Annotated in this window: 22 protein-coding genes and 1 other RNA gene; all 23 read right to left on the bottom strand. The window is 71.5% G+C overall.

Annotation, left to right across the window (positions count from 1 at the left end):
• Window positions 1-34 precede the first annotated feature (34 nt).
• The 23 genes from ACK4YQ_RS07880 to ACK4YQ_RS07770 all read right to left on the bottom strand — a co-directional run bounded on the left by ACK4YQ_RS07880 (window position 35) and on the right by ACK4YQ_RS07770 (window position 24,866).
• Complete coding sequence (locus tag ACK4YQ_RS07880; protein ID WP_409610062.1) at window positions 35-928, bottom strand: outer membrane protein assembly factor BamD; 894 nt, start codon at window positions 926-928, stop codon at window positions 35-37.
• Between the two features lie 120 nt (window positions 929-1,048).
• Window positions 1,049-1,942, bottom strand: coding sequence for a UDP-3-O-acyl-N-acetylglucosamine deacetylase (gene lpxC, locus ACK4YQ_RS07875; protein WP_409610060.1), 894 nt, complete (start codon window positions 1,940-1,942; stop codon window positions 1,049-1,051).
• Between the two features lie 262 nt (window positions 1,943-2,204).
• Window positions 2,205-3,794 (bottom strand): cell division protein FtsZ, encoded by a 1,590-nt coding sequence (gene ftsZ, locus ACK4YQ_RS07870; RefSeq protein ID WP_409610058.1) that lies wholly within the window; start codon window positions 3,792-3,794, stop codon window positions 2,205-2,207.
• A 342-nt stretch (window positions 3,795-4,136) separates the two neighbouring features.
• Window positions 4,137-5,465 carry a cell division protein FtsA gene (gene ftsA / locus ACK4YQ_RS07865; RefSeq protein WP_409610056.1) on the bottom strand — a complete coding sequence of 443 codons (1,329 nt, stop codon included), beginning with the start codon at window positions 5,463-5,465 and terminating at the stop codon, window positions 4,137-4,139.
• Window positions 5,466-5,489: 24 nt separating this feature from the next.
• On the bottom strand, window positions 5,490-6,203 hold the full coding sequence (locus ACK4YQ_RS07860) for a cell division protein FtsQ/DivIB (RefSeq protein WP_409610054.1): 714 nt from the start codon (window positions 6,201-6,203) through the stop codon (window positions 5,490-5,492).
• A gap of 136 nt (window positions 6,204-6,339) precedes the next feature.
• Window positions 6,340-7,314: a D-alanine--D-alanine ligase gene (locus tag ACK4YQ_RS07855; RefSeq protein ID WP_409610052.1), complete on the bottom strand. Its 975-nt coding sequence runs from the start codon at window positions 7,312-7,314 to the stop codon at window positions 6,340-6,342.
• Window positions 7,311-8,705 (bottom strand): M20/M25/M40 family metallo-hydrolase, encoded by a 1,395-nt coding sequence (locus tag ACK4YQ_RS07850; protein ID WP_409610050.1) that lies wholly within the window; start codon window positions 8,703-8,705, stop codon window positions 7,311-7,313. The genes ACK4YQ_RS07855 and ACK4YQ_RS07850 overlap by 4 nt, the downstream gene beginning before the upstream one ends.
• Window positions 8,706-8,773: 68 nt before the next feature.
• Complete coding sequence (murB, locus tag ACK4YQ_RS07845) at window positions 8,774-9,688, bottom strand: UDP-N-acetylmuramate dehydrogenase (RefSeq protein WP_409610048.1); 915 nt, start codon at window positions 9,686-9,688, stop codon at window positions 8,774-8,776.
• A complete protein-coding gene (murC, locus tag ACK4YQ_RS07840) occupies window positions 9,689-11,104 on the bottom strand; it encodes a UDP-N-acetylmuramate--L-alanine ligase (RefSeq protein WP_409610046.1) in 1,416 nt (471 codons plus the stop codon). It abuts the gene before it with no gap.
• Window positions 11,105-11,107: 3 nt separating this feature from the next.
• Window positions 11,108-12,223, bottom strand: coding sequence for an undecaprenyldiphospho-muramoylpentapeptide beta-N-acetylglucosaminyltransferase (murG, locus tag ACK4YQ_RS07835; protein WP_409610044.1), 1,116 nt, complete (start codon window positions 12,221-12,223; stop codon window positions 11,108-11,110).
• Window positions 12,224-12,232: 9 nt separating this feature from the next.
• Entirely contained in the window at window positions 12,233-13,405 is a 1,173-nt protein-coding gene (ftsW, locus tag ACK4YQ_RS07830; RefSeq protein ID WP_409610042.1) for a putative lipid II flippase FtsW, read from the bottom strand.
• Window positions 13,402-14,817, bottom strand: coding sequence for a UDP-N-acetylmuramoyl-L-alanine--D-glutamate ligase (gene murD, locus ACK4YQ_RS07825; RefSeq protein WP_409610040.1), 1,416 nt, complete (start codon window positions 14,815-14,817; stop codon window positions 13,402-13,404). Before murD ends, ftsW begins: the two co-directional genes overlap by 4 nt.
• A gap of 18 nt (window positions 14,818-14,835) precedes the next feature.
• The gene (gene mraY, locus ACK4YQ_RS07820; protein ID WP_409610038.1) at window positions 14,836-15,945 is read right to left on the bottom strand and encodes a phospho-N-acetylmuramoyl-pentapeptide-transferase; all 1,110 of its coding nucleotides are present in this window, start codon (window positions 15,943-15,945) and stop codon (window positions 14,836-14,838) included.
• Window positions 15,945-17,342, bottom strand: coding sequence for a UDP-N-acetylmuramoyl-tripeptide--D-alanyl-D-alanine ligase (murF, locus tag ACK4YQ_RS07815; protein WP_409610036.1), 1,398 nt, complete (start codon window positions 17,340-17,342; stop codon window positions 15,945-15,947). Before murF ends, mraY begins: the two co-directional genes overlap by 1 nt.
• Window positions 17,335-18,792 (bottom strand): UDP-N-acetylmuramoyl-L-alanyl-D-glutamate--2,6-diaminopimelate ligase, encoded by a 1,458-nt coding sequence (locus tag ACK4YQ_RS07810; RefSeq protein ID WP_409610035.1) that lies wholly within the window; start codon window positions 18,790-18,792, stop codon window positions 17,335-17,337. The genes murF and ACK4YQ_RS07810 overlap by 8 nt, the downstream gene beginning before the upstream one ends.
• On the bottom strand, window positions 18,789-20,540 hold the full coding sequence (locus tag ACK4YQ_RS07805) for a peptidoglycan D,D-transpeptidase FtsI family protein (protein ID WP_409610034.1): 1,752 nt from the start codon (window positions 20,538-20,540) through the stop codon (window positions 18,789-18,791). The genes ACK4YQ_RS07810 and ACK4YQ_RS07805 overlap by 4 nt, the downstream gene beginning before the upstream one ends.
• Entirely contained in the window at window positions 20,537-20,860 is a 324-nt protein-coding gene (locus ACK4YQ_RS07800; RefSeq protein WP_409610032.1) for a cell division protein, read from the bottom strand. Before ACK4YQ_RS07800 ends, ACK4YQ_RS07805 begins: the two co-directional genes overlap by 4 nt.
• Entirely contained in the window at window positions 20,857-21,789 is a 933-nt protein-coding gene (gene rsmH, locus ACK4YQ_RS07795) for a 16S rRNA (cytosine(1402)-N(4))-methyltransferase RsmH (RefSeq protein WP_409610030.1), read from the bottom strand. Before rsmH ends, ACK4YQ_RS07800 begins: the two co-directional genes overlap by 4 nt.
• Entirely contained in the window at window positions 21,786-22,256 is a 471-nt protein-coding gene (locus tag ACK4YQ_RS07790; protein WP_409610676.1) for a division/cell wall cluster transcriptional repressor MraZ, read from the bottom strand. The genes rsmH and ACK4YQ_RS07790 overlap by 4 nt, the downstream gene beginning before the upstream one ends.
• A gap of 275 nt (window positions 22,257-22,531) precedes the next feature.
• An RNA gene (gene rnpB / locus ACK4YQ_RS07785) (RNase P RNA component class A) lies at window positions 22,532-22,932 on the bottom strand.
• 34 nt (window positions 22,933-22,966) lie between these two features.
• Entirely contained in the window at window positions 22,967-23,548 is a 582-nt protein-coding gene (locus ACK4YQ_RS07780) for a GNAT family N-acetyltransferase (protein ID WP_409610028.1), read from the bottom strand.
• Window positions 23,545-24,147: an FMN-binding negative transcriptional regulator gene (locus ACK4YQ_RS07775; protein WP_409610026.1), complete on the bottom strand. Its 603-nt coding sequence runs from the start codon at window positions 24,145-24,147 to the stop codon at window positions 23,545-23,547. The genes ACK4YQ_RS07780 and ACK4YQ_RS07775 overlap by 4 nt, the downstream gene beginning before the upstream one ends.
• Entirely contained in the window at window positions 24,147-24,866 is a 720-nt protein-coding gene (locus tag ACK4YQ_RS07770; protein WP_409610024.1) for an N-acetylmuramoyl-L-alanine amidase, read from the bottom strand. Before ACK4YQ_RS07770 ends, ACK4YQ_RS07775 begins: the two co-directional genes overlap by 1 nt.
• Window positions 24,867-24,869: the final 3 nt, after the last annotated feature.

The following is a 24,869-nucleotide window of genomic DNA, read 5'->3' as shown; positions in this document are numbered from 1 at the left end:
GAAGATCACCCGGAATCGGCTGGTCTGGAAGCGGCTAGTTCGACTTTGGTTCCGCGTCGGCGGGCGGCTTCAACGTGGCGTCCTTGTCCTTCACGAAGGGCAGGCGTGAGAGCATTCCCCGGCGCTCGGCGCGGGCCGAAGGCGCGGTCGCCGGCTGCAGGCCCTTGCTGGTCAAGAGCTTATAGGCGTCCGAGTACCAGACGTCGCCTGGGTAGTTGTAGCCCAGCACCGCGCCGTTGCGCTTGGCTTCCTCGAACAGGCCCAGGGTGAGATAGGCCTCCACCAGGCGGTAGAGGGCCTCGGGGGTGTGGCTGGTGGTCTGGTAGCGCTCGACCACGGTCTTGAACCGGCCAATGGCGGCCAGGGTGTCGCCCTGGCGCAGGTACCAGCGGCCGATGTTCATTTCCTTGCCGGCCAACTGGTCGTTGACCATGTCGATCTTCAGGCGCGCGTCCTGAGCGTATTCGCTGTTCGGATAGCGGCGGACGACCTCTTCCAGGGCGTTGAGCGCCTGACCCGTGGCGGCCTGGTCGCGGCCCACGTCGACGATCTGCTCGAAGTAGCAGATGGCCTTCAGGTAATAGGCGTACACCGCCGCCGGGTTGCCCGGATAGAGCGACAGGAACCTGTCGGCGTCGCCGATCGCCTCGGCGTAGTTGTTGCTCTGGTAGTGGGCGAAGGCGGTCATCAGGATCGCCCGCCGCGACCACTCCGAATAGGGGTGCTGGCGCTCGACTTCCTCGAAATAGCCCACCGCCTGGCTCCACAGGCCGCGGTCGAGTCGGTCGGCGCCGGTGGCGTAGAGCAGCTCCACGGGGCGCTCTTCATAGGCGAGTCGGGGCTTTTCCTTCCGGCCGGCGCACCCGGCGAGGGCGAGCGCCGCCATGGCGGCGACCAGCGCCGAACGACCCAGGGAATTGCGAAGCAAGGACACCTTCACCTCAAGACCAACGCGCGCCCCCGCGCCGCGTCCGTCGCTTCTACACCAGGGGGCGCGTCGCGCAAACGGAAGGCGGACCCGGATTAACCGTGCCGCGTGGCGGTCGCCTCAGACGGCTTCGGCCAGCCGCTCGACCAGGGAGCGCATGCGCCAGGCCTGGGGCCTGGCGACCAGGGCGCGCACCAGCGCATTGTTCAGGCCATGGCCGGCCAGGATCCCTTCGAAGCGGCCAATGATCGGCGCGCCCAGCACATAGAGGTCGCCGATCGCGTCCAGCGCCTTGTGGCGCACGAACTCGTCCGGCCGGCGCAGGCCCTCGGGGTTGAGGACGCGGTCGCCCTCGATCACCACCACGTTCTCCATCGAGCCGCCGCGGGCCAGGCCCATGGCGCGCAGGGCCTCGACTTCGTGCAGGAAGCCGAAGGTGCGGCAGTCCGCCAGTTCGCGGCGGAACGCCTGCTCGTCCATCGGCAGGTCGACGCGCTGGCGGCCGATGGCGGCCGAGGGGAAGGCGATCTCGAAGGCCACCTCGAAGCGGTCCGCCGGGGTGAGCGTGGCGCGCTTGTCGCCCTCCACCACCTCGATCGGCTCGAGAATCTCGATGTAGCGGCGCGGGGCGTCCAGCGGACGGCGTCCGGCGCGGTCCAGGATCTGCACGAACGGCAGGGACGAGCCGTCCATGATCGGCATTTCCGGCCCGTCCAGCTCCACGACGGCGTTGTCGACCCCCAGCATCGCCAGGGCGGCCATCAGGTGCTCGATGGTGGAGACGGTGACCCCCGCCGCATTGCCGATGACGGTCCCGAGCTGGGTCTTGCAGACGGCTTCGGCCGACGCGGCGATCCGGTTGTCCCTGTCGGCGACGTCGGTTCGGACGAACACGACGCCGGAGTCGGCCGGCGCAGGGCGCACCGAAACGCGCGTGTAGGCGCCCGTGTGCACGCCGACGCCCGCAAAGATCGCGGGGCCCTGAAGGGTGTGTTGAAACGCGGCTGCGGCCAAGGTCGGACCTTCCCAATCGACGGGCGGCCTCGCTGGCCGCGTATCGCCCCAGCCGCCAGATAAAACTCATGCTGCGGCGCCGCAAAACAACTCCTGTTTCGGAATGTTTCGTGGTGAATCGCCGCCCGCGCGACCGCCGAAACGCCGCGCCCGGCGCCCCGGAATCAGAGAACCCCGGCTTTCGCCGGGGCTCCCTTAACGCTGTCGTCTCAATACTTTACGCCCGGCTTCCGAGACGACGCAGGAAGCACCCCCTCGTACGTCAGTTGGCGAGCCGCCGCAGGAACGACGGGATCTCCAGATCCTCGCCCGCGTCGGACTGTTCGGCCTCGTTCGGCGCCTCGACCGGCAGGGCGCCGCCGCGGGCGGCGTGACGCGGCGGAGCGGCCGGAGCCTCGTAGCGCGGGCGGCTGCCGAACAGGCTGAGGAAGCCGCCCTTCTGGGGCTTGCGTTCCTCGAAGCCGGCGTCGCCGAACAGCGGCTCGTCGTCCTCGTCGGCCACGGCCGGATCGACGATCCGGGTGGTGGGCCGAACGATCTGCGGCTCGGGCGCGGCCGGCGCCGGCGCGGCGGCCGGCGAGACCGCATAGAGGTCACCCTGCTCTTCCGGCGCAACCGCCGCCTCCGGCGCGGTCTCGCGGACCGGCTCGGGCGCGTAGGCCGGGGCCGGCGCATAGGCCGGGGCCGCCGCATAGGACTGCGGCGCGGCCGGCGCGATCGGCGCCTGGGGCTGCGGCTGATAGGTCGATTGGTAGGACGGTTGGGCCGGGGCCGGCCGCGGCTGGTAGGTGGCCGCCGGGCGCATCGGCTCGGGCGCCGCCGGACGGGCGGGCTCGGGGCGGGCCGCCACGACGCGCTCCACCTTCGGCTCGATGGCCGCAATCGAGGCGCCGTCCATGCCGGTGGCGACCACCGACACGCGGATCACTCCTTCCAGCGACGGATCGAAGGCCGCGCCGAAGATGATGTTGGCTTCCGGATCGACCTGTTCGGAGATGGCGTTGGCCGCCTCGTCGACTTCCAGCAGCGTCATGTCCAGGCCGCCGGTGACGTTGACCAGCACGGCCTTGGCCCCCTTCAGCGAGACTTCGTCCAGCAGCGGGTTGGCGATGGCGTTCTGGGCGGCCATCAGGGCGCGGTCGTCGCCGGAGGCTTCGCCGGTGCCCATCATCGCCTTGCCCATTTCGGTCATGACCGTGCGGACGTCGGCGAAGTCGAGGTTGATCAGGCCCGGCAGCACCATCAGGTCGGTGATCGAGCGCACGCCCGAGTGCAGCACCTGGTCGGCCATGCCGAAGGCTTCGGCGAAGGTCGTGCGTTCGTTGGCGACGCGGAACAGGTTCTGGTTGGGGATGACGATCAGGGTGTCGACGTAGCGCTGCAGCTCGCCGATGCCGGCGTCGGCCAGGCGCATGCGGTGGCGGCCCTCGAAGTGGAAGGGCTTGGTGACCACGCCGACGGTCAGGATGCCGCGCTCGCGGGCGCACTTGGCGATGATCGGCGCGGCGCCCGTCCCGGTGCCGCCGCCCATGCCCGCGGTGATGAACACCATGTGCGCGCCGTCGAGGTGCTCGCCGATCTCGGGGATCGATTCCTCCGCCGCGCTCATCCCCACCTCGGGATGGGCGCCGGCGCCCAGGCCCTGGGTCACCTGGACCCCGAGTTGGATGCGGCGGTCGGTCTTGGAGAACGCCAGCTGCTGGGCGTCGGTGTTGGCGACTACGAACTCGACGCCCTCGAGATGGGCCTCGATCATGTTGTTCACGGCGTTGCCGCCGGCGCCGCCCACGCCGAACACCACGATGCGCGGCTTCAGCTCTGTCGCCTGCGGCGCTGAAAGTGCGATTGCCATAACGAGCCTGCGTCCTCCGCCAAAATCCCCGTCTGAGCGCCCGCCTTCCCCGCATGGCGGCCACCCTCTCGCGGATGCGGTTAACTAAGCGACCACCATCCTTAATTGAGAGTTAACCCGCATAACCTGAGTCGGAGATTCGTCGACGGGGGGCGACGCCAATTTTCTTGTGAAATAAGGCGTCGGCGCGAATCGCGCGGTCCCGATGCGACAAGCTGGCTCAGGCGATTTTGTGGCGCATTCGACGCGTGCCGATCTACGGCGACGCTCGTTTAGCTTGCATCTCCACGGCGCCGATTAACCATTCGGAGGCAGCCGGTAGCTTGATTCTGGCGTCGGCGCTCAGAGGTTCTCGCGCAGCCACGCTGCGGCCTTGGCGACCGGATTGGCGCGCGGGTCCAGCGGTTCGCGGCGCACCTTGGCGTTGGCCAGGGCCTTCAGCGACACCGCCTCGCGCGGGCCGAAGGCCGCGCGCTGCAGCACGCCGGCCGCCGCGCAGAACGCCGGGCCCGAGGCCGCGTCGGCCAGGTGCGGCACGCGCCGCGGCCGGCCCAGGCGCACGGGCCTGTCGAAGACCCGAACGCAGACCTCGCGCACGCCGGCGAGCTGGCTGGCGCCGCCGGTCAGGACGATGCCGGCGCCCGGCTCCACCGGCGCGCCGGAGGCCTTGAGCCGGTCGCGCAGCAGTTCCAGCGTCTCCTCCACCCGCGGGGCGATGATGCCCTTCAGGAGCGAGCGCGGAGCGATCACCGGCCCCGCCCCCGGATCATCGCCGCGGGGCGGCGCTTCGATCATCTCGCGGTCCTCGTTGGCCGAGGCGATGGCCGAGCCGTGCAGGGTCTTGATGCGCTCAGCGCCGGCGATGGAGGTCGACAGGCCGCGGGCGATGTCGGCGGTGACATGCTGACCGCCCACCGGCACGGTCTCCACGTGCACCAGGCTGCCGGCGGCGAACAGGGCGGCCGAGGTCGAGCCGCCGCCCATGTCGATGCAGACCGAGCCCAGGTCCATCTCGTCCTCTTCCAGGGCCGCAAGGCCCGAGGCGAAGGGGGCGGCGACGACGCCCTCGAACTGCAGGTGGGCCCGTTCGACGCAGGCGCCCAGGGTCTGGAACACAGCCTCGCTGACGGAGACGACCAGCAGCTCCACCCCCAGGCTGCGTCCGAACATGGAGCGGGGGTCGCGCACGCCGCCATGGGCGTCAACCTGCCAGGCGATCGGCAGGATGTGGGCCGCGCGGCGGCCGGGCAGCTTGACCTGCGCCAGCGCAGCCTGGATGGCGCGCACCAGGTCGTTGTCGGCGATCGGCCGCGCGCCAAGCGACACCTTGCCGAACACCCGATGGCTGGCGAGCTGGCCGCCGGAAGTGGCGACGGTGACGCCCTGGACGCTCACGTTGGCGACGTTCTCGGCCCGCTCCACCGCCTGCGCGATGGCGTCGGAAGCCTCGTCCAGATTGACGATCGAGCCGCCCTTCACCCCGCGGGACTGCACATAGCCGACCCCGGCGGTCGTCAGGGTGCGGTCGACGCGGCGCACTCCGTCCGACTTCATGATGAAGCAGGCCACCTTGGAGGCGCCCAGGTCCACAGCCGCGACGACAGGCTGGCGGCCCAGCGCCGCCTTCAGGCTCTCACGGTTTTCCTTGCGGTCCTCAACGCGGGTCGCCAACGGGATTCTCCCTTCCGAATTCTTCTACGCGCCGCCCGCGACGGGCTGCCCTGGCGAGGCGCCGTCCCTGGGCCGCACGGCCACCATGTTCGGATCGCGCAGGTCGATCCGCTCGAATCCCAGCTCCAGGATCCGGGCGCGCCGATCGAGCTGTTCGAGCTGGATCAGCGCGGCTTCCTCATCGACCGCCGGCAGTTGCACCAGCGAGCCGTCCTTCAGCCGCAGGTCCCAGCGGCGGTTGTCCACCCGCACCAGGGCCTCGAGCCGGGCCATCAGGCGCGGCCGCGCGGCCACTTCGGGCAGGATCTCGGCGGCGTGTTCGTTGGCGCCCTCCCCCACGATCAGCGGCAGGTGCGGGAACTGCCGCGGCGCCGCCTCGGGGATCACGCGGCCCTGCTCGTCGATCACCACCGCCCGGCCGCCGTTCTGCCAGACGGCCAGCTGCCTGCGCTCGGTGACGGCGATCACCAGGGTGTCCGGCAGCAGGCGAAGCACCCGCGCCTCCTTCACCCAGCCGACCTGCTCGATGCGCTGGCGCAGCGCATCGAGGTCCAGGCCGATGGTCGGCTGGCCGGCTTCGACGTTGGCGGCCTTCAGGATGTCGTCGCGGGCCAGCTCCGAGGCCCCCTGGACATGGACGGCGCGCAGGCGGAAGCCGATTCCCGCCAGCCGCTGGCCGATGGCGCCGGTGGTCGCCTCGCCCAGGCGCTCGGCGCGGTCGCCGGTGCCCAGAGCCACGCCGAGGGCGGCGACCAGCAGCGCGCCGGCGGCCGCCAGGGCATGCGGCGGCGACAGGCCTACGCCACGCGCAGCCCCCAGCTTGGCCGGCGCGTAGCCGGCCCGGGATTTGGACGGGTTACGCGATCTGGCCGGACTAGCGGACGCTTTGGTCCGAGGTTTCGCTTGAGCGCGCGATCCCCCCCGCAGAGCCGCGGGCATAAGCGTCCTCCGTAATCCAAAGCACTAGACGGTCGAAATCCACACCCTTCAGAGCCGCCTGCTCGGGGACGAGCGAAGTGGGCGTCATTCCAGGCTGCGTATTCACCTCTAGAAGGACCAGAATGTCCTTAACGTCATCATAACGGAGGTCGGACCGGGTAACGCCGCGACAACCAAGGGCCGCGTGCGCCAGCTCGGCGAGTTTCAACGCCTTCTCAAATACATGATGAGGAAGCTGGGCCGGCAGGATGTGTTCGGAGCCGCCCTCCCCGTACTTGGCTTCGTAGTCGTAGAAGCCGGACCGCGGCACAATGTCCGTCACCGTCATCGCCCGGCCGTCCATGACCCCGACGGCGAGCTCGCGGCCGGCGATATAGGGCTCGACCATCACCTCCTCGCCGAAGGTCCAAGACGGGGCGACGATCTCCTGCGGCGGCCGGTTGGCGCCCTCCTGCACGATGAACACGCCCACCGAGGAGCCCTCGGCGTTGGGCTTCACCACATAGGGCGGGGCGATGACGTGGTCGGCCGCGACCTCGAAACGGTTGAACAGCCCACCGCCGGGCACGGCGACCCCGGCCGCCGCGAGCACGGCCTTGGCCTTGGCCTTGTCCATGGCCAGGGCCGAGGCCAGCACGCCCGAGTGGGTGTAGGGCAGGCCCAGCGTCTCCAGCACCCCCTGGACGCAGCCGTCCTCGCCCCATTCCCCGTGCAGGGCGTTGAAGCAGACGTCGGGCCTCAGGCGGGTCAGCACCTGGGCGATGTCGCGGCCGGCGTCGACATAGGAGACCTTGGCCCCAAGCCGCTCCAGCGCCGCGCCGCACTCGCGGCCGGACACCAGGCTCACCTCCCGCTCCGAGGACAGTCCGCCCATCAGCAGGGCGACGTGGCGTCCGGCGAGGGCGCTCATTGGCCGCCCCCGGCGGCGAGGGCGCGGAAATCGATGTCGCTGTCGGCGACCGTGTAGAGCAGCGCGGCCCACACGGCGACGTTCTGCGCGAGCTCGGCCGGGTCGATCTTGTCCAGGGTGTCGTCGGCCGAATGGTGCAGGTCGAAGTAGCGGCTGGCGTCCTGGTGCAGGTCGGCCACCGGCGCGCCGGCGGCGACCATCGGGAAGACGTCCGCCCCCCCGAAGCGGGCGGGCGCATCTTCCACATAGGCCTTGACCGCCGGCAGGGTCGAGGCGAAGGCCCGCATCGCCGGGTGGCCGGCCGAACCCTTCGGCAGGCTGACCTTCCAGACCGCGCCCGCCCCCTCGTCGCTCTCGCCGACCATGACGATCCTGCCCAGTTCGTCCTTGTGCGCGGCGGCGTAGGCCGCCCCCGCGCCGCCCTGCTCCTCGGCGCCGAACATGACCACCCGGATGGTGCGCCGCGGATGGTGCGGCAGCTCGCCGATCAGCTTGGCCGCGGCGGTGGTGATGGCGATCCCGGCCGCGTCGTCCACGGCGCCCGTGCCGGGATCCCAGGAATCCAGGTGGCCGCCGACGACGATCACCTCGTCGGGCGCCTCGGAGCCCCGGATCTCTCCGGAGATGTTCCAGGCCGGCGCCTTGGGCGTGAAGCTCGAGGCCATCGACAGGCGCACGCGCACCGGCCGGCCGCGCTCGGCCATGTGCTCCAGCAGCTCGGCGTCCGGCGTCGAGAGCGCCGCTGCCGGGATCGGCGTGACGTCGCCCCACGGGCGCATGCCGCCGGTGTGCGGCAGGCGGGTGTCGTCGGTCGACAGCGAGCGGACCAGATAGGCCACCGCCCCGCGGCGCGAGGCCTCCGCCGCCCCGGCGGTTCGCGCCGCGTTGATCGCGCCGTAGCCGGAGCCGTCCTGGGCGCGGATCATCTTCTCCGTCACCACGGCGATCTTGCCCTTCAGGGCGCCGGGCGGCTGGGCCTTGAGTTCCTCCAATGTGCGGAAGAGCGCAATCTCGGCCTCCAGCCCGCCCTTGGGCGTGGGCGCCGACAGCCCCAGCCCCAGGATGTGCAGCTTCTGCGGGAACGGAGCGACGACCTCGGCGCTCTCGGCGCCGCGCAGCCAGGACGGCGCCTCGTAGCTCTCGACCTTGATGTTGGTGAAGCCGAGTTCGGCGAACTTGGCCGCCGCCCAGTCCCGGGCCCGTTCCATGGCGGGCGATCCGGTGGGCCGCGCGCCGATCTCGGTGGTGAGGGACTCGGCGACGCTCCAGGCCGTGGAGTCGATCAGGGCCTTGTCGCGCAGGGCGGCGGCGGTGGCGGAAAGGTCGGCGGCCTTGGCCGGCGCGACCGAAAGCAGGGCGGCCGAGGCGGCCAGGAGTGTGATCAGGCGCATGCCCCGCCGGTGCGCCCGCGGCGGATTCAAGTCAAGCCGCCCTGCGTCGCCGGAGCGCGGCCTGCGGATCAGCCGGCGGGCCGCCCGATGCGCTTGATTTCCCATTCCAGCTCGATCCCCGTCTTGGCCTTCACGTCGGCGCGCACCACCTCGCCCAGCCCCTCCAGGTCGGCGGCGGTCGCCTCGCCGGTGTTGATCAGGAAGTTGGCGTGCAGGGGCGAGAACATGGCCCCGCCGTAGGGCCTGCCGCGCCAGCCCGCCTCGTCCACAAGCTTCCACGACGAGTGGCCCGGCGGGTTCTTGAAGGTCGAGCCGCTGGTCTTTTCGCGGATCGGCTGGGAGGCCTCGCGACGAGCGGTGATCTCCTCCATCCGGGCCGTGACGGCGGCCGGGTCGTCCGGCCGGCCCTCGAACAGGGCGCCGGTGAAGATCAGCCCGCCCTGCGCCGCCCTGGCGGACTTGCGATAGCTGAAGCCCATTTCCGCATTGGAAAGGGTCAGGCGCTCGCCGCTGCGGGCGACGGCGTAGGCCTCCACTAGGACGTCCTTGGTCTCGGCGCCGTAGCAGCCGGCGTTCATCACGCAGGCGCCGCCCACCGAGCCGGGCACCCCCCGCAGGAACTCCAGGCCGCCGATTCCGGCCTTGGCCGCCTCCCGCGCCACGGTGGCGTCCAGCGCCGCCGCCCCGGCGAACAGCCGCGCCCCCGGCCGGGGCTCCACCCGGGCGAAGGCCTTGCCCAGGCGGATCACCACGCCTTCGACGCCGCCGTCGCGCACCAGGGTGTTGGAGCCGACGCCGAGCGGCGTCACCGGAACGGCGGGGTCGAGCCCCGCCAGGAAGACGGCGAGGTCGTCCTCGTCCTCCGGCAGGAAGACGAGTTCCGCCGGCCCGCCCACCCGGAACCAGGTGAACGGCCCCAGCGGCTCGTCCCGCAGGAGCTTGCCGCGGACGGCCGGCAGGCGCTCGCGCCAGTCCCCCGCCACTCAGCCCACCAGCGCTTCGAGCTGGCCCGGCAGGGCGTAGGCCCACGAGGTGATGTCTCCGGCGCCCAGGCAGACCACAAGGTCGCCCTCCTTGGCTTCTTCGCCGATCACCGCCGCCAGCTTTTCCGGCCCCTCGAGCGGCATCGCCCGGCGGTGACCGTAGCGGCGCAAGCCCTCCACGAGGGCGTCGCGGCTGACGCCCGGCAGGGGCGCCTCGCCGGCGGCGTAGACGTCGGCCACGATCACGGCGTCTGCGTCGTTGAAGCACTTGCAGAAGTCGTCGAACAGGTCGTGCAGGCGCGAATAGCGGTGGGGCTGGACCACGGCGATCACCCGCCCGTTGGTCACCGCCCGAGCGGCTTTCAGCACCGAGGCGATCTCCACCGGATGGTGGCCGTAGTCGTCGATCACCCGCACCCCCCGCGCCACGCCGGTGGTCGTGAAGCGGCGCTTCACCCCGCCGAAGCCGGCGAGGCCCTTGCGGATGTCCTCGGCCGACACGCCCAGTTCGCGGGCGACGGCGATGGCGGCCAGCGAATTGAGCACGTTGTGGTGCCCGGCCATCGGCAGGTGCAGGTCGTCCAGGCGGATCTCGGCTCCGTCGAGGGGCCGGATCACCACGTCGTAGTGGGCTCCGTCCGGGCCCATGGCGATCTTCTCGGCGCGGACCTCCGCCTGGGGGTTGACCCCGTAGGTGACGAGGCGGCGGTTCTCCACCCGCGCGGCCATCGCCTGCACCTCCGGATGGTCGGTGCAGACGGCCGCGAAGCCATAGAAGGGGATGTTCTCGACGAAGTCCTGGAAGGCCTTCTTCACGGCGTCGAAGTCGCCGTAGTGGTCCAGGTGCTCGGGGTCAATGTTGGTGACCACTGCGACGGTGGACTTCAACTTCAGGAAGGTGCCGTCGCTCTCGTCGGCCTCGACGACGATCCAGTCGCCTTCGCCCACCTTGGCGTTGGTCCCGTAGGCGTTGATGATCCCGCCGTTGACCACCGTGGGATCCAAGCCCCCGGCGTCCAGCAGGGCGGCGATCATCGAGGTGGTGGTGGTCTTGCCGTGAGTGCCGCCCACCGCGACCGAGAACTGCAGGCGCATCAGCTCGGCCAGCATTTCGGCCCGGCGCACCAGCGGCAGGCGCTTCTCGCGGGCGGCGACCATCTCCGGATTGTCCGGCTTGACCGCGGTGGAATACACGACCGCGTAGGCGCCCTCCACGTGGCTGGCCTCATGGCCGATGGAGATCTTCGCGCCGAGCTTCTCCAGCCGCTCGGTGTTGGCGCTGGCCTTGGCGTCCGAGCCCTGCACCGAATAGCCGATGCGCAGCATGATCTCGGCGATGCCGCTCATGCCGATGCCGCCGATGCCGATGAAGTGCACGGGGCCGATGTCGAAGGGTACGGGGCGACGGCGGTTCATGACTCAGGCTTTCGACAGGGCTTTGGGGTTGCGCGCGGTGGCCTCGACCACGTCGGCCAGGCGTTCGGCGGCGTCGGGCGTGGCGACAGAGCGCGAGGCCGCGGCCATCCGCGCCAGCCGGGCGGGATTGGAGAGCAGGGTCTCAAGGGCTCGGCTGAGGCTCTCGACCGTGAGCTGGTGCTCGCGGGCCACCTCGGCCCCGCCCGCCTCGGCCAGCAGACGCGCGTTCTGCCCCTGGTCGTCGTCCAGGGCCAGGGCCAGGGGCACCAGGATGGCCGGCTTGCCGGCGACGGCGAACTCGCAGACCGAGCCTGCGCCCGAGCGGCCGATCACCAGGTGCGCGTCGCGCAGGCGGCTGGCCATGTCGCGGAAGAAGGGGGCGACCTCGGCTTCCACCAAGGCGTCGGCGTAGATGCGGCGCGCGTTGTCCATGGATTCCGGACGGGTCTGCTGCTGCACTTTCAGGCGCACGCGCAGGTCGTCCGGCAGGGCGCGGATCGCCTCGGGCACGAGTTCGGAGAGCAGGCGCGCGCCCTGGCTGCCGCCGGTGATCAGCAGGCGGATCGGCCCGCCCTCGGTCGGCGGCTCATAGGGAACATCGTACAGGGCCCGGATCGGCGGGCGCACCGGGTTGCCCACCACCACCGCTCTCGCGGCCACCTTGGGCGTGGCCTTCTGCAGCGTCGGGAAGGCGCAGGCCACCGTCCGCACATGGGGCGCCAGGCGCCGGTTGGCCCGGCCCATCACCGCGTTCTGCTCGTGGATCACCGTCGGCCGGCCGGACAGGATCGCCGCCACCAGGGCCGGGGCCGAGGGATAGCCGCCGAACCCCACCACCACCGCCGGGTCGATCTCGCGGAACGCGCGCTGGGCCTGCAGCACGCCGCGCCCGATCGCAAGGCCCGCCAGGGCCATGCCGAGCGGGTCGCCGCGCCTGAACGTGCGCGCCGACAGGCCGATGCGCCGCTCGGCCGGGAAACTCTCGGCGAAGCCGGCCACCCGCTCGTCCGAAGCCAGCACGATGCGCCAGCCGCGGGCGATCAGCGCCTCGGCCAGGGCCTGGGCGGGAAACAGATGGCCGCCGGTTCCCCCGGCGGCGACGACGGCTGTCTTGGCCATGGCCTCGCCTTAAGCGAAGGCGCCGGCTTTGGCGAGCCCGTCGGCCTGGGAATAGGCGCCCGGCCGCCGCCGGGTCAGGGCCAGCGCCATGCCAAGAGTGAGGCCCATGGCGAGCATGGACGACCCGCCGTAGGAGATGAACGGCAATGTCATGCCCTTGGTCGGGATCATGTTCAGGTTCACCGCGATATTGATGAAGGCCTGCTGGCCGACCAGGACGAACAGACCGGCCGCGGCCACCTGCTCGAAGGGATCGGTCAGCTTCATGGCCTTGTAGAGGCCGCGCACGACGATGAAGCCGAACAGCGCGATCAGCAGCAGGGAGAAGACCAGGCCGTACTCCTCGGCGGCCACCGAATAGATGAAGTCGGTGTGCAGGTCGGGCACGTGGCGCTTCATCACCCCCTCCCCCGGTCCACGTCCGAAGAAGCCGCCGGCGGCGATCGCCTCGGCCGCCCGGTCCACCTGGTGGGTGTCGGCTTTGTCGGGGCTCAGGAAGCGGTCGACCCGGCTGGCCACGTGGGGGAACAGGAAGTAGGTGCTCGACAGCCCGACCACGGCCACGCCGCCCAGCACCATCACCCAGGAGAGCGGCACCCCCGCCATCCAGAAGGCGGCCCCGAAGGCGACCGTGATCAGCACCGTCTGGCCCACGTCTGGCTGGATCAGCAGCAGGGCGACGGAGAGGAAATAGAGGCCGAAGGCGATCGTCACCCCCGGCACGCCCTCGCCCTTCTGCCCCTCGGCGAACATCCAGGCGACCAGGATGATCAGCGCCGGCTTCATGAACTCTGAGGGCTGCAGGGTGAAGCCCCCGAACTCCAGCCAGCGCGTCGCCCCCTTGGCGTTGTGGCCGATGAACGGCAGGGCGATCATCACGGCGATCGCCGCCACATAGATGAAGAAGGCCGCCCGGCGCACGCCGCGCGTGCTCAGCATCGAGACCGACACCACCACGAAGGCGGCCGCCACGGCGAAGACGCATTGGCGAACGGCGAAATGGAAGGGATCGCCCACGTTCATCCGGGCCGCCGCCGCCGGGCTGGCGGCGAAGGACATCAGCACGCCCAGGGTGATCAGGACCGCCACCGCGCCCAGCAGCCAGCGGTCGGTGGTCCACCACCAGACCCCTAGGGTCGAGCGGTCGGCGCGCGAAAAGGCATGGGCCTGGGACGGGCTCAAGCGCGGGCTCCCTTCACCTTGGGCTGGGCCAGGGCCGCCACCGCCGCGCGGAAGGCCTCCCCCCGCGCCTCGAAGTCGGCGAACTGGTCGAACGAGGCGCAGGCCGGCGAGAGCAGCACCACGGCGTCCTCGCCGGTGGCGGCGGCGTCGGCCAGGGCCCGCTCGGCGGCGACCTCGATCGTGCCGCATTGGACCGTCGGCGCGTGGCCCTCGAGGGTCCGGGCGAAGGCCTGCGCCGCCTCGCCGATCAGGTAGGCCTTCTCCACCCGCGGAAACAGGTCGACGAGGTCGTCGATGCCGCCGCTCTTGGGCTGGCCGCCGGCGATCCAGAAGACCTTGGGATAGCTCGACAGGGCCTGGCGGGCGGCGTCGGCGTTGGTGGCCTTGGAATCGTTGACGAAGCGCACCCGGCCGATCTGGCCCACGGTCTCCATCCGGTGGGCCAGGCCCGGGAAGCTCATCAGGCCCTCGCCAGCCTCCTCGGCGGACAGGCCGATCCCGCGGGCCGCAGCGTAGGCGGCGGCTGCGTTCTGCCAGTTGTGGCGGCCCGGCAGGGAGCGCGCCTGCAACAGGTCGGCGACCTCGACCGCGCGTTCGCCGGTGGCGTCGTAGAGCAGGCCCTGCAGGGCGTAGACGCCGCGGCCCATGGCCTTGCTGGCGGAGATCGGCACGATGGTGCGGCGGTTGGCGGCGGTGATCTCGGTGCAGATCCGCTGGCCCCAGGGATCGTCCACGCCGATCACGGCGGTGTCGCCCTTGCCCTGGTTCAGGAGTATCCGCCGCTTGGCGGTCACATAGCCCTCCATGCCGCCGTGGCGGTCCAGGTGGTCGGGCGACAGGTTCAGGAGGATGGCTACGTCCGGTTTCAGGCTCGAGGTCAGGTCGAGCTGGTAGGACGACATCTCCAGGACGTAGACGGCGCCGCCGTGCATGTCCTCCAGGCCCAGGACGCCGAAGCCGATGTTGCCGCCCACGCGGGTGTCGCGGCCGGCGGCCGCGCAGATGTGGCCGATCAGGGCGGTGGTGGTCGACTTGCCGTTGGTGCCGGTGACGGCGATCACCTTCGGCCGCTTGTGCTCGGGGGCCGCGTTCACCGTGCGGGCGAAGAGCTCGATGTCGCCCAGGATCTCGACACCCGCCTCGCGGGCGCGCTCAACCGTCCAGTGCGGCTTGGGATGGGTGAGCGGCACGCCGGGCGACAGCATCAGGGCGGCGAAGCCGGACCAGTCGGCCGCCGACAGGTCGACGACGTTCAGCCCCTCGGCCTGGGCCTGGGCGCGGGCGGCCGGCCTCTCGTCCCAGACCGCGACGCTCGCGCCGCCGGCCACCAGGGCGTGCGCGGCCGTCAGGCCCGTGCGGGCCAGGCCGAACACCGCCACCGTCTTGCCTTCGAAACCGCGAACCGGGATCATGCGCGCCGCCGCCCCTCCCTATCGCAGCTTCAGGGTGGCGAGGCCGAGCATCGCCAGCATCACCGCGATGATCCAGAAGCGGATCACCACGGTGGACTCCGACCAGCCCAGCTTCTCGAAATGGTGGTGGATCGGCGCCATGCGGAAGACCCGCTTGCCGGTCAGCTTGAACGAGGCCACCTGGATCATCACCGACAGGGTCTCCAGCACGAAGAGCCCGCCGATCACCCCCAGCACGATCTCGTGCTTGGTGGCCACCGCCACCGCGCCCAGGGCGCCGCCCAGGGCCAGGGCCCCGGTGTCGCCCATGAAGATCTTGGCCGGCGGGGCGTTGTACCAGAGGAAGCCGAGCCCGGCGCCGATCATCGCCCCGCAGAACACCGCCACCTCGCCCACCCCGGGCACGAAGTGCAGTTGCAGGTACTGGGCGAACACGTAGTTGCCGACGAGGTAGGCGATCAGGCCGAAGGCGGCCGCGGCGATCATCACCGGCACGGTGGCCAGCCCGTCCAGACCGTCGGTGAAGTTCACCGCATTGGCCCCGCCCACGATGATGAAGGCGGCGAAGGCCAGGTAGAACCAGCCCAGGTCCACCAGCAGCGCCTTGAACACCGGGAAGGCGACCGAGGTCGACAGGGCCGGCGCCTCGGGCGAGCGGCCGCCCCACAGGATCAGCATGGTCACCGCGGCGACCGCGATCAGGGCCTCCAGGGCCAGGCGCACGCGGCCGGAGATCCCCGCCGTCGTCTGCTTGGTCACCTTGGCGTAGTCGTCCAGGAAGCCCAGCAGGCCATAGCCCATGGTCACCAGCAGGACGGCCCAGATGTAGACGTTGGACAGGTCCGCCCACAGGAGCGTGCCCACCCCGAGGCCGGCCAGGATCATCACCCCGCCCATGGTCGGCGTGCCGGCCTTTTCGACGACGTGGCGCTCGATGCCCTCGGCGCGGATCGGCTGGCCCTTGCCCTGCTTGGCCTGCATCCAGCGGATGAAGCGCGAGCCCATCAGCACCACCACGAGCTGGGCGGTGAAGATCGCCAGGCCCGTGCGGAACGTGATGTATTTCAGGACGTTGAGGATCGGCACATGTCCGCCGGCCGCAAGCTGTTCGTACAGCCAGTAGAACATCAGCCGTTCTCCCCCGAGACGGCGTCGAGCGCAGCCAGAGCCGCCGCCACGGCTCCCGCCTTCGACCCGTTGGACCCCTTCACCATCACCACGTCGCCGGGCTCTGCGGCCTGGACGACCTGCGGCGCGAGCGCCTCAGCGGTCTCGGCGTAGCCGCCGCGTCGAGTCGAAGGAAGGGCGTCCCAGAGGGATTTCATCATCGGCCCGGCGCAGAACACCAGGTCCACGCCGGCCTCGGCGAGCGGCTCGGCCAAGGCCGCATGGAAGCCGGCGGCGCCGTCGCCGAGTTCCAGCATGTCGGTGAGCGCGACGATCCGCCGCCCCTGCGTTCGGCGCGCGCCGAGGGAGGCGAAGGCGGCGGCCATGGACACCGGATTGGCGTTGTAGCTCTCGTCGATGAGGGTGAAGGCGCCGCCCGCCAGCCGCACCGTCTTCTCCGCGCCCCGCCCCGCAAGCGGCTCGAACGAACCCAGCGCCGCCAGGGCGTCGGACTGGCTGACGCCGAGGGCTTCCAGCATCAGCAGGACGGCCATGCTGTTCGGGCCCCAGTGGAAGCCGGTCTGCAGGATCGGGAATTCCAGCGCCTGGCCGTGCAGGCGCGCGGTTACCACCGCATGGCCGTCGGCGACGTGGAAGTCGGTCAGTCGGGCGTCGCACGCCTCGCCCGAGCCGAAGCTGGCCACCGTTGCGCCGGCCTTGACGGCCTCGGCCCTGAGCAGGTCGAACCAGGCGTTGTCGGCGTTCAGGATCGCCAGGCCGCCGGGCTCCAGACCGGCGAAAACCTCGGCCTTGGCCATCGCCACGCCGCGCTCCCCGTCGGGAAAGTTCTCCACGTGGACCGGTCCCACCGTGGTGACGAGCGCCGCATGCGGGGCGACCATCTTCGACAGCGGCGTGATCTCGTCGGCGTGGTTCATGCCGATCTCGAAGACCGCGCGCTCGGTGTCCCGCGGCATACGCGCCAGGGTGAGCGGCACCCCGATGTGGTTGTTGTAGGACTTCACCGAGCTGTGCGCCCGGCCGGCCAGCATCAGGCCCGCCCGCACCGCCTGGGTGACGCTGGTCTTGCCGACCGAACCGGTGACCGCCCCCCGCCGGGCGCCCGGCGCCCGCTGGCGGGCGGCGATCCCCAGCGCCTCCAGGGCCTTCAGCGTGTCCTCGACGATGACGGCCGGCCCATCCACCGGCCGCGCGGCGAGCACGCCCGCCGCACCCTTGGCCAGGGCCTGCGGCGCGAACTCGTGACCATCGCGCGCCCCGGCCAGGGCGACGAACAGGTCCCCGGGCTCCAGCGTGCGGGTGTCGATCGACACGCCGGTCACGGCGAACGGGCCGCGATCCAGCCGCCCGCCCGTGGCGGCGAGGATCTCCTCGGCGGTCCAGAGCGGCTCAGCCATGGAGCGCCTCCAGCGCCGCCAGCGTCTCGGCGACGTCGTCGAACGGATGCGTCACGCCGGCGATGGTCATGCCCTGTTCGTGACCCTTGCCGGCCACGACCAGCACGTCGCCCTCCGCCAGCTCCGCCGCGCCGGCCCGGATCGCCTGGCGGCGGTCGCCGACCTCCCGCGCGCCGGGGGCGCCGGCCAGCACGTCGGCGCGGATCGCCGCCGGGTCCTCGCTGCGCGGGTTGTCGTCGGTCACGATGGCGATGTCGGCCAGGGTCGCGGCGGCGCGGCCCATCAGCGGGCGCTTGGCCCGGTCGCGGTCGCCGCCGGCGCCGAACACCACGATCAGCTTGCCCGCCACGTGGGGGCGCAGGGCCTTCAGCACGGTCTCTAGCCCGTCGGGCGTGTGGGCGTAATCGACATAGGCTTCGCCGCCGCGGGGCGCCTTGCCCACCCGCTGCAGGCGTCCCGGCGCGCCCTCCAGCGTCTCCAGCGCCGCCATCACCGCTTCCGCCTCGACCCCGCCGGCCAGGCACAGCCCCGCGGCGACCAGGGCGTTGCCCGCCTGGAAGGCGCCCGCCAGCGGCAGGCGCAGGTCGTAGCTGCGGCCCTCGTGGACGATCGTCAGGCGCTGACCGTCGGGCGCGAGGGCGCGGCTGGCCAGCCTGAGGCCCTGCCCCGCCTCGCCCACGGAGAAGACCGTGTGCCCCGCCTGGACGGCGGCGGCGGCGAAGGCCGGATAGGCGTCGGAATCGGCGTTCAGCACCGCCGCCCCGCCCCGCGGCAGCAGGGTCTCGAACAGCCGCAGCTTGGCCGCTCGATAGCTGTCCATGTCGCCATGATAGTCCAGGTGGTCCTGCGTCAGGTTCAGGAACCCGGCCGCGGCGAGCCGCACCCCGTCCAGCCGGCGCTGGTCGATCCCGTGGGAGGAGGCTTCCAGCGCCAGACAGTCAACGTCCCGGTCGACCAGGGCGGCCAGCAGGGCGGCGACGTCGCCGGCGTCGGGCGTGGTCAGGCCCGGCGGGGTGAGCTGCTCGTCGAAGCCGTCGGGCCCGGTGGCGCGCACGCCCAGGGTGCCCATGCTGGCGGCGCGGCGGCCGGCGCGGTTGAAGATCTGCCGGCAGAAGGCGGCCACCGAGGTCTTGCCGTTCGTGCCGGTGACGGCGACGCAGGTCTGCGGCTGGCGCCCGTGCAGGGCGGCGGCGGCCAGGGCGTAGGCTCGCCGCGGGTCGTGCACGCGCACCAGCGGCGCGGCAATGTCCGGCGTGTCCTCGGCGGCGAGCACCGCCGCCGCCCCGGCGGCCAGGGCCGCGGGGATGAAGTCGCGGCCGTCCGCCTTGGTCCCCGGCAGGGCGGCGAACAGCACGCCCGGCCCGGCCTTGCGGCTGTCGGCGGTGACCATCGAGATCACCGGATCAACGGCGAGTTCGCGCCGGACGAGCTGGGAGAGCGGCGCGCTCACAGCCCTTCCCCCGGATCGGCGGCGGCCACGGGCGTGAGCTTGGGCTCGAACTTGCGCTCCACGCCCAGGAACGGGGCGATGCGGTCGATCACGCGGCCGGCCGCAGGCGCGGCCACCCAGCCGCCGGTGGAGAAACCGTAGGTCGTGGAATCGCCGTGCGGCTCGTCCAGCAGGATCAGCACGAAATAGCGGTCGGCGGTCACAGGCCCGTCGGTGGGGAACACCGCGGCGAAGGACGACACCTGGCGCTGGTGGTTGTAGCCGCGGATGGCTGGATCGAACTTCTCGCCGGTGCCGGTCTTGCCGCCGACCCGCAGCCCCGGCGCGTCGGCCTTGCCGCCGCTGCCGCCGGTGACGTTGGCGCGCATGATCTGCAGCATCTGGGCCGAGGTCTCCTCGGACATAACCCGGGGGCCTTCCACCCGGTCGCCGGGGGCCATCTTGCGGATCGTCAGGGGCTGCAAGGTGCCGCCGTTCAGCAGGGCGCCCATGGCCCGGGTGAGCGCGAGCGGACTGACGTTCATGCCGTGGCCGAACGAGGTGGAGGCCACCGCGTCCTCGTCCCACTTCTTCGGCGTCAGGGGATAGGCCGACTCCTCCAGCTCCACCTTGGCCGGCTTGGTCAGCCCCAGAGCGTCGAAATAGGCGCTCAGCCGCTGGGCCCCGATGGACTCGGCGAGCTTGGCCGTGCCGATGTTGGAGGAATGCTGGAACACCTCGACCAGCGTCAGGATCTTCCGCGAGGCGTGGTAGTCGTGGATCGTGCGGTAGCCCAGCTTGTAGGGCTCGCGGGCGTCGAAGGTGGAGTCGGGCGTCGCCACCCCCGCGTCCAGACCGATGGCGACCGTGAAGGCCTTGAAGGTCGAGCCCATTTCGAACACCGAGGCGGCGGCCCGGTTCAGGCGCTCGGCGTCGCTGGCCCCGCCGGGATTGTTCGGGTCGAAGTCGGGCCAGCTCGCCATGCCCAGGATCTCGCCGGTGCGCACGTTGGTGACGATGCCTACGGCGCCCTTGGGGCCGAACTGCTGGGCCGCCTTGCGCAGCTCGTCCTCGAGCGCCGCCTGGACCCGCAGGTCGATCGAAAGGGGGACGGACTTGTGGCCCGCCGCGCCGCCGCGGATGGCCTCGTTCAGCGCCAGTTCGGCGCCGGCCAGGCCCTGGCCGCCGGTGTCGGCGAAGCCGATCAGGTGCGAGGCGGTGCGCCCCAGCGGATAGACCCGCCGCTGCTCGGGCTCGAAGATCACGCCCGGCAGGCCGAGCTCGTGCACCTTGGCTTTCTGGGCAGGGGTCAGGCCGCCGGCCACGAATATGCGGCGGCCCGCGTGCAGGGCCTTCTCCAGCCGCTCGGTGGAGACCTCGGGCAGCGTCAGGCGGATGGCGCGGCGGGTCTCGTCGACTTCCCAGACCTCGGTGGAGTCGATGTAGAGCCCGTAGTGCGGCAGATCGGCGGCCAGCAGCATGCCGTTTCGGTCGACGATGTCGGCCCGCGCGGTTCCGCCGCCGGCCCAGGCGCCGCCGCTGCGGCCAGCGCCGGAGAACAACGCCGCATTGGTCGCGCCGATCGCCAGGGTCAGGAAACTGGCCGCGAACAGGGCCAGCACGAAGAAGATGCGGATGCGGGTGTCGTCCTCGGCCTTGCCGGCGGCCTTGGCGCGCTCGAAGGCGTGCTCGATGCGCCACAGGTGCGAGGACACCCAGCGCCAGCCGGGCGGCGAGATGCGTCCCAGGCCCGCATGGTCCAGGCTCATGGCGCGACCCCCGGCTGAACGGTCTTGTCGAGGGTCTCCGGCGTGACCTCGCGCTTGGCGTCGATCGGCGTCATGCCGAGATAGGTCGAGGCCAGGGCCTCGATGCGCGAGGGCTGCTCCAGGTGGGCGACCTCAGCCTGCAGCAGGCGGATGCGCGTCTTCTCGATCTCGATCTGGCGTTCGACCTGGGCGATCTCGGCCCGCTCCTTGCCGGCGATCGTCTTGGCCAGGTAGACGCCCAGCACCAGGGCGATCAGGAGCCCCGAGGCGATCACGTCGATCAGGCGGAAGCCCCGCACCTTCGCATTCAAGACGCTCATGCCGCCGCCCTCCAGACCGGCGCCGCCGTGCGCACGGCGGCGCGAAGCTTGGCCGAACGCGCGCGCGGATTGGCCGCCACTTCCACCTCGTCGGGGGCGCGCGCGCCGTTGAACAGAAGCCGGAAACTGGGCGCAGCGCCCGCCTCGACCGGCGGCGCGTGGCGCGATCCGGCCGGCGTGCGCCCGGCCCGCTCGGCCAGGAAGCCCTTCACGATCCGGTCTTCCAGCGAGTGGAACGTCACCACCGCCAGCCGGCCGTCCGCCTTGAGCACGCGCTCGGCGGCGGCCAGTCCGGCCTCCAGCTCCGAAAGCTCTTCGTTGACCGCGATCCGCAGGCCCTGGAAGCAGCGCGTGGCCGGATGCACCTTGGCGCCGCGCCGCCCGCCCAGGGCGCGCTCGATCACCTCGGCCAGGTCCACGGTGCGCTCGAAGGGAGACTCGGCGCGCCGGCGGGCGATGGCGGCGGCGACCCGGCGCGACTGCCGCTCCTCGCCGTAGACGAAGAAGATCCGCGCCAGCTCGGCCGGCTCGGCGGTGTTGACGATGTCGGCGGCGGTCGGACCGTCCTTGCCCATCCGCATGTCCAGGGGCCCGTCGCGCAGAAACGAGAACCCCCGCTCCGCCTCGTCGAGCTGCATGGAGGACACGCCGAGGTCCAGCGCGACACCGTCGGCCACGCCCTCCCCCAGAACCTCGTCCATCTGCGAGAAGCGGGCCTCGATCAGGCGGAAACGGGCGGCGTCCAGGTCCGCGGCGAAGCGGCGCGCGCTCGGGTCGCGGTCGAAGGCGGCGACGTCCGCGCCGGCCGCCAGGAAGGCGCGGCTGTAGCCGCCCGCGCCGAAGGTGCCGTCGACGATCAGCTTGCCGGGCGCAGGCTCCAGGGCCTCGACCACCTCGTTCAGAAGCACCGAGACGTGCGGCGCGCTCATGCCGCCCCTCCCGCCGCGCGGGCGGCGCGCTGTTGGGCGCGCAGTTGGGCCAGCCCCTCGCGGGCCAGTTCGCGCTGGGCCGCGCGGTGGGCCTGGAAGGCTTCGCGCTCCCAGATCTGGAACCGCTCGCCAAGCCCGACGATCACCACCCAGTCGCTCAGGCCGAACATCTCACAGAGGTTCTCGGGCAGGGTGATCCGGCCGGCAGTGTCGAACGACAGCCGCGCCATGCCGCCCAGGGCCGAGGTCTCCAGCGCCGTGCGCAGGGGATCGCCGAAATCGAGCTCCTCGATGACGCCGCAGTAGCGGTCGAACAGGGCCTTGCCGCCGCCCTCGATGCAGTCGGCTTCGATGGAGGGGAAGCAGAACACGCCGTCGAACGGTCCGGACACGGCGGCGCGGAAGTCCTGCGGCACCACAAGGCGTCGCTTGGCGTCCAGCTGCTTCTCGAAGGTCGAGAGAAACATCCCGCCCATGCCCCAGTTCGCGACCCCGGAACGGCCGCCTGTCCCCTCGCTCCGCCCCCGTCGCTGACGCCCCCACGGGCGACGGGTCGGTTTGGTTAGCGAATGATGATTGGGTTAACATGGGACGAATTGGGAGACAATGACTCTTGATGCCCTTTTGGGACCAATACTCATATGTCGCAGAGAGTTATGGTTAACAGCCGTAAACAACTCACAGAACATACACAGAACACGTTAAGTATAGCCAAACGATCCGTCAGCGGAGGGATGTGGAAGGGATCAGACGGCCTGTAAGCCGGGTTCTGTGCCGCCGGCCAGAAGGGCGAACCCTCCCGCCGGCGCGGCGATCATTCCTCTGGACCGCCCATCGCTGGACGGTTCTCGCGACCTACCCGGGCGCCTCGGGCCTACGACAGCCCTGCCGGCCGAAGCCGGCGCGACGCCCCTATTCGGTCTTGCTCCTGGCGGGGCTTGCCGTGCCGTCTCCATTGCTGGAGCCGCGGTGCGCTCTTACCGCACCCTTTCACCCTTGCCCGCGCACGTGGCGCGGGCGGTTTGCTCTCTGTGGCGCTATCCCTGGGGTCGCCCCCGGCGGGCGTTACCCGCCGCCATGTCGTGGTGGAGCCCGGACTTTCCTCCCCCGCCGTTAGGCGGGAGCGACCGCCCGGCCGTCTGATCCGCCGGCAAAGTGGGGGCTGCGCGCCGGAAGGTCAATCGGCCAGACGCGCCAGCCGCGGGACGGGCCCATCGGCCCGGGCGAAGACCAGCTGGTCCCAGAAGCGCCCCTTCCAGAACCCGTAGTCGCGCAGCGTCCCCTCGAGCGCAAAGCCATGCCGCTCCAGGAGCCTGCAGGAAGCCACGTTGCCCGGGGTGACGAAGGCCTCCAGCCGGCGCAGCGCCAGCCCTTCGAAGCCGAAGGCGATCAGCCGCGGCAGGATCTCGTTCATCACGCCCTTGCCCCATTGGTCGCGGGCGAGGTCGTAGGCCACCTCCCCGCGGCGCCCACGATCCAGCTCAAGGGTGTTGAAGCCGCAGGTGCCGACCAGGCGCCCGCCCTCCAGCGGACGGATCGTCCAGCGCACGCCCTGCCCGGCGGCGCGGCGCTCGCAGGCCCAGTCGATGACTCCCTTCGCCTCCTCCAGGTCCTCCAGCGGCTCGATGTCCATGAACTCGACGACGGCCGGGTCGCCGAACAGCTCCAGGAGTTCCGGCGCGTCCCCCGCCTCCAGAGGGCGCAGGACGAAGCGGTCCGTGCGCCAGACCAGGGGCTCGGCCGCCAGGTCGAGGCTCACGGCGCCTTGCCCATCAGCCCTGCGAGGGGATGCCCGCCGAGCGCCCGCTCCACCCCCACCCGGTCCTCCGGAGGCTTGTTCTGCGAGAGCTTCCAGGTTCCCTCCAGCCGCGACACGGCCAGGCGCGCGCCAACGATCCCGCGGAGCATCGTCTCGAAGCGGCCAGGGCTCATCTTGCCGCGGGTCCAGGGCGGCTTTGGCGAAAGGCGCGCCTCCTCCTGGGCGGACAGGTCGTCCAGCAGCCCCGCGGTCTCGGCCTCGTCCAGGGCGCGCACCGCGCCCTCGGCCTCCACGGCCACATAGTTCCAGGTCGGGACCTGGTCGGCGGCGGCGTACCAGTCGGGGCTGACATAGGCGTCCGGACCCAGGCTGCAGGCCACGGCGGCGAAGCCCCGCGCGACATGCCCGGCCAGGGCGTTGCCGCGGGACAGGTGGAAATCCAGGACCAGGCCCGCCTCCAGGCGGCGGATCACCACCGGCGCATGCGCCACCAGCGGCCGTCCCTCGGGCGCGGCGGCGATGGTGACGAACGGATGGTCCGCCAGCCAGTCCAGGAGGATCTCGGCGTCCTCCACCCGGAAAGCCGGCGCCGGATGCATCAGCCGCCCGCCCGCAGGAGGGCGATCAGCCGGGCGCGGGTCTCCCCGTCGGCGATCCCGTCCACCCGCTCCGGGCGCCAGTGGCGCTGGAAGGCGCGAACCACGGCGGCGGTGTGGGGGTCATACGTCCCGGACGGGGCGCAGTCGTAGCCCAGCCGCGTGAAGCCGGCCTGCAGGGCGAACACGCCGGCGCCCTCCTCCCCTTCGCCCAGGGGCGCGCCGGGCGCGGGCGGCGGCTCGGCCCACAGCCCATGTCCGGCCTCGGCCAGCCGCTTCCAAGGGAAGAGCTCGCCCGGGTCCTCCTTGCGGTCGGGGGCGACGTCGGCGTGGCCGACGATCCGGCCGTCGTCGACCGTCCAGCGGCTGCGGATGTCGCCCACCAGGGCGATCACCGCGGCGATCTGCGCCTCGGGAAAGGGGCGGTAGCCGAACTCGTGCCCGGGATTGACGATCTCCACCCCGATGGACAGGCCGTTGATGTCGGTCTCGCCCTTCCAGGACGAGCGGCCGGCGTGCCAGGCCCGACGCTCTTCCGGCACCAGGCGGAAGATGCGGCCGTCCTCCTCGACCATGTAGTGGCTGGAGACCTTGGCCTCGGGATCGCGCAGGCGCGCCAGCGCCTCCTCGCCGGTGCGCATCCCGGTGTAGTGCAGCACGATCATGTCCGGCGGGCCCTTGCGGGGCTCGAAATTGGGCGACGGCGCGTCGATGAAGTCCATGGC

This window comes from Phenylobacterium sp. (genome assembly GCF_046291545.1).
Lineage (GTDB): Bacteria > Pseudomonadota > Alphaproteobacteria > Caulobacterales > Caulobacteraceae > Phenylobacterium.
The sequence above is the reverse complement of the archived record's forward strand: the minus strand, read 5'-3'. Positions and strand labels throughout refer to the sequence as shown.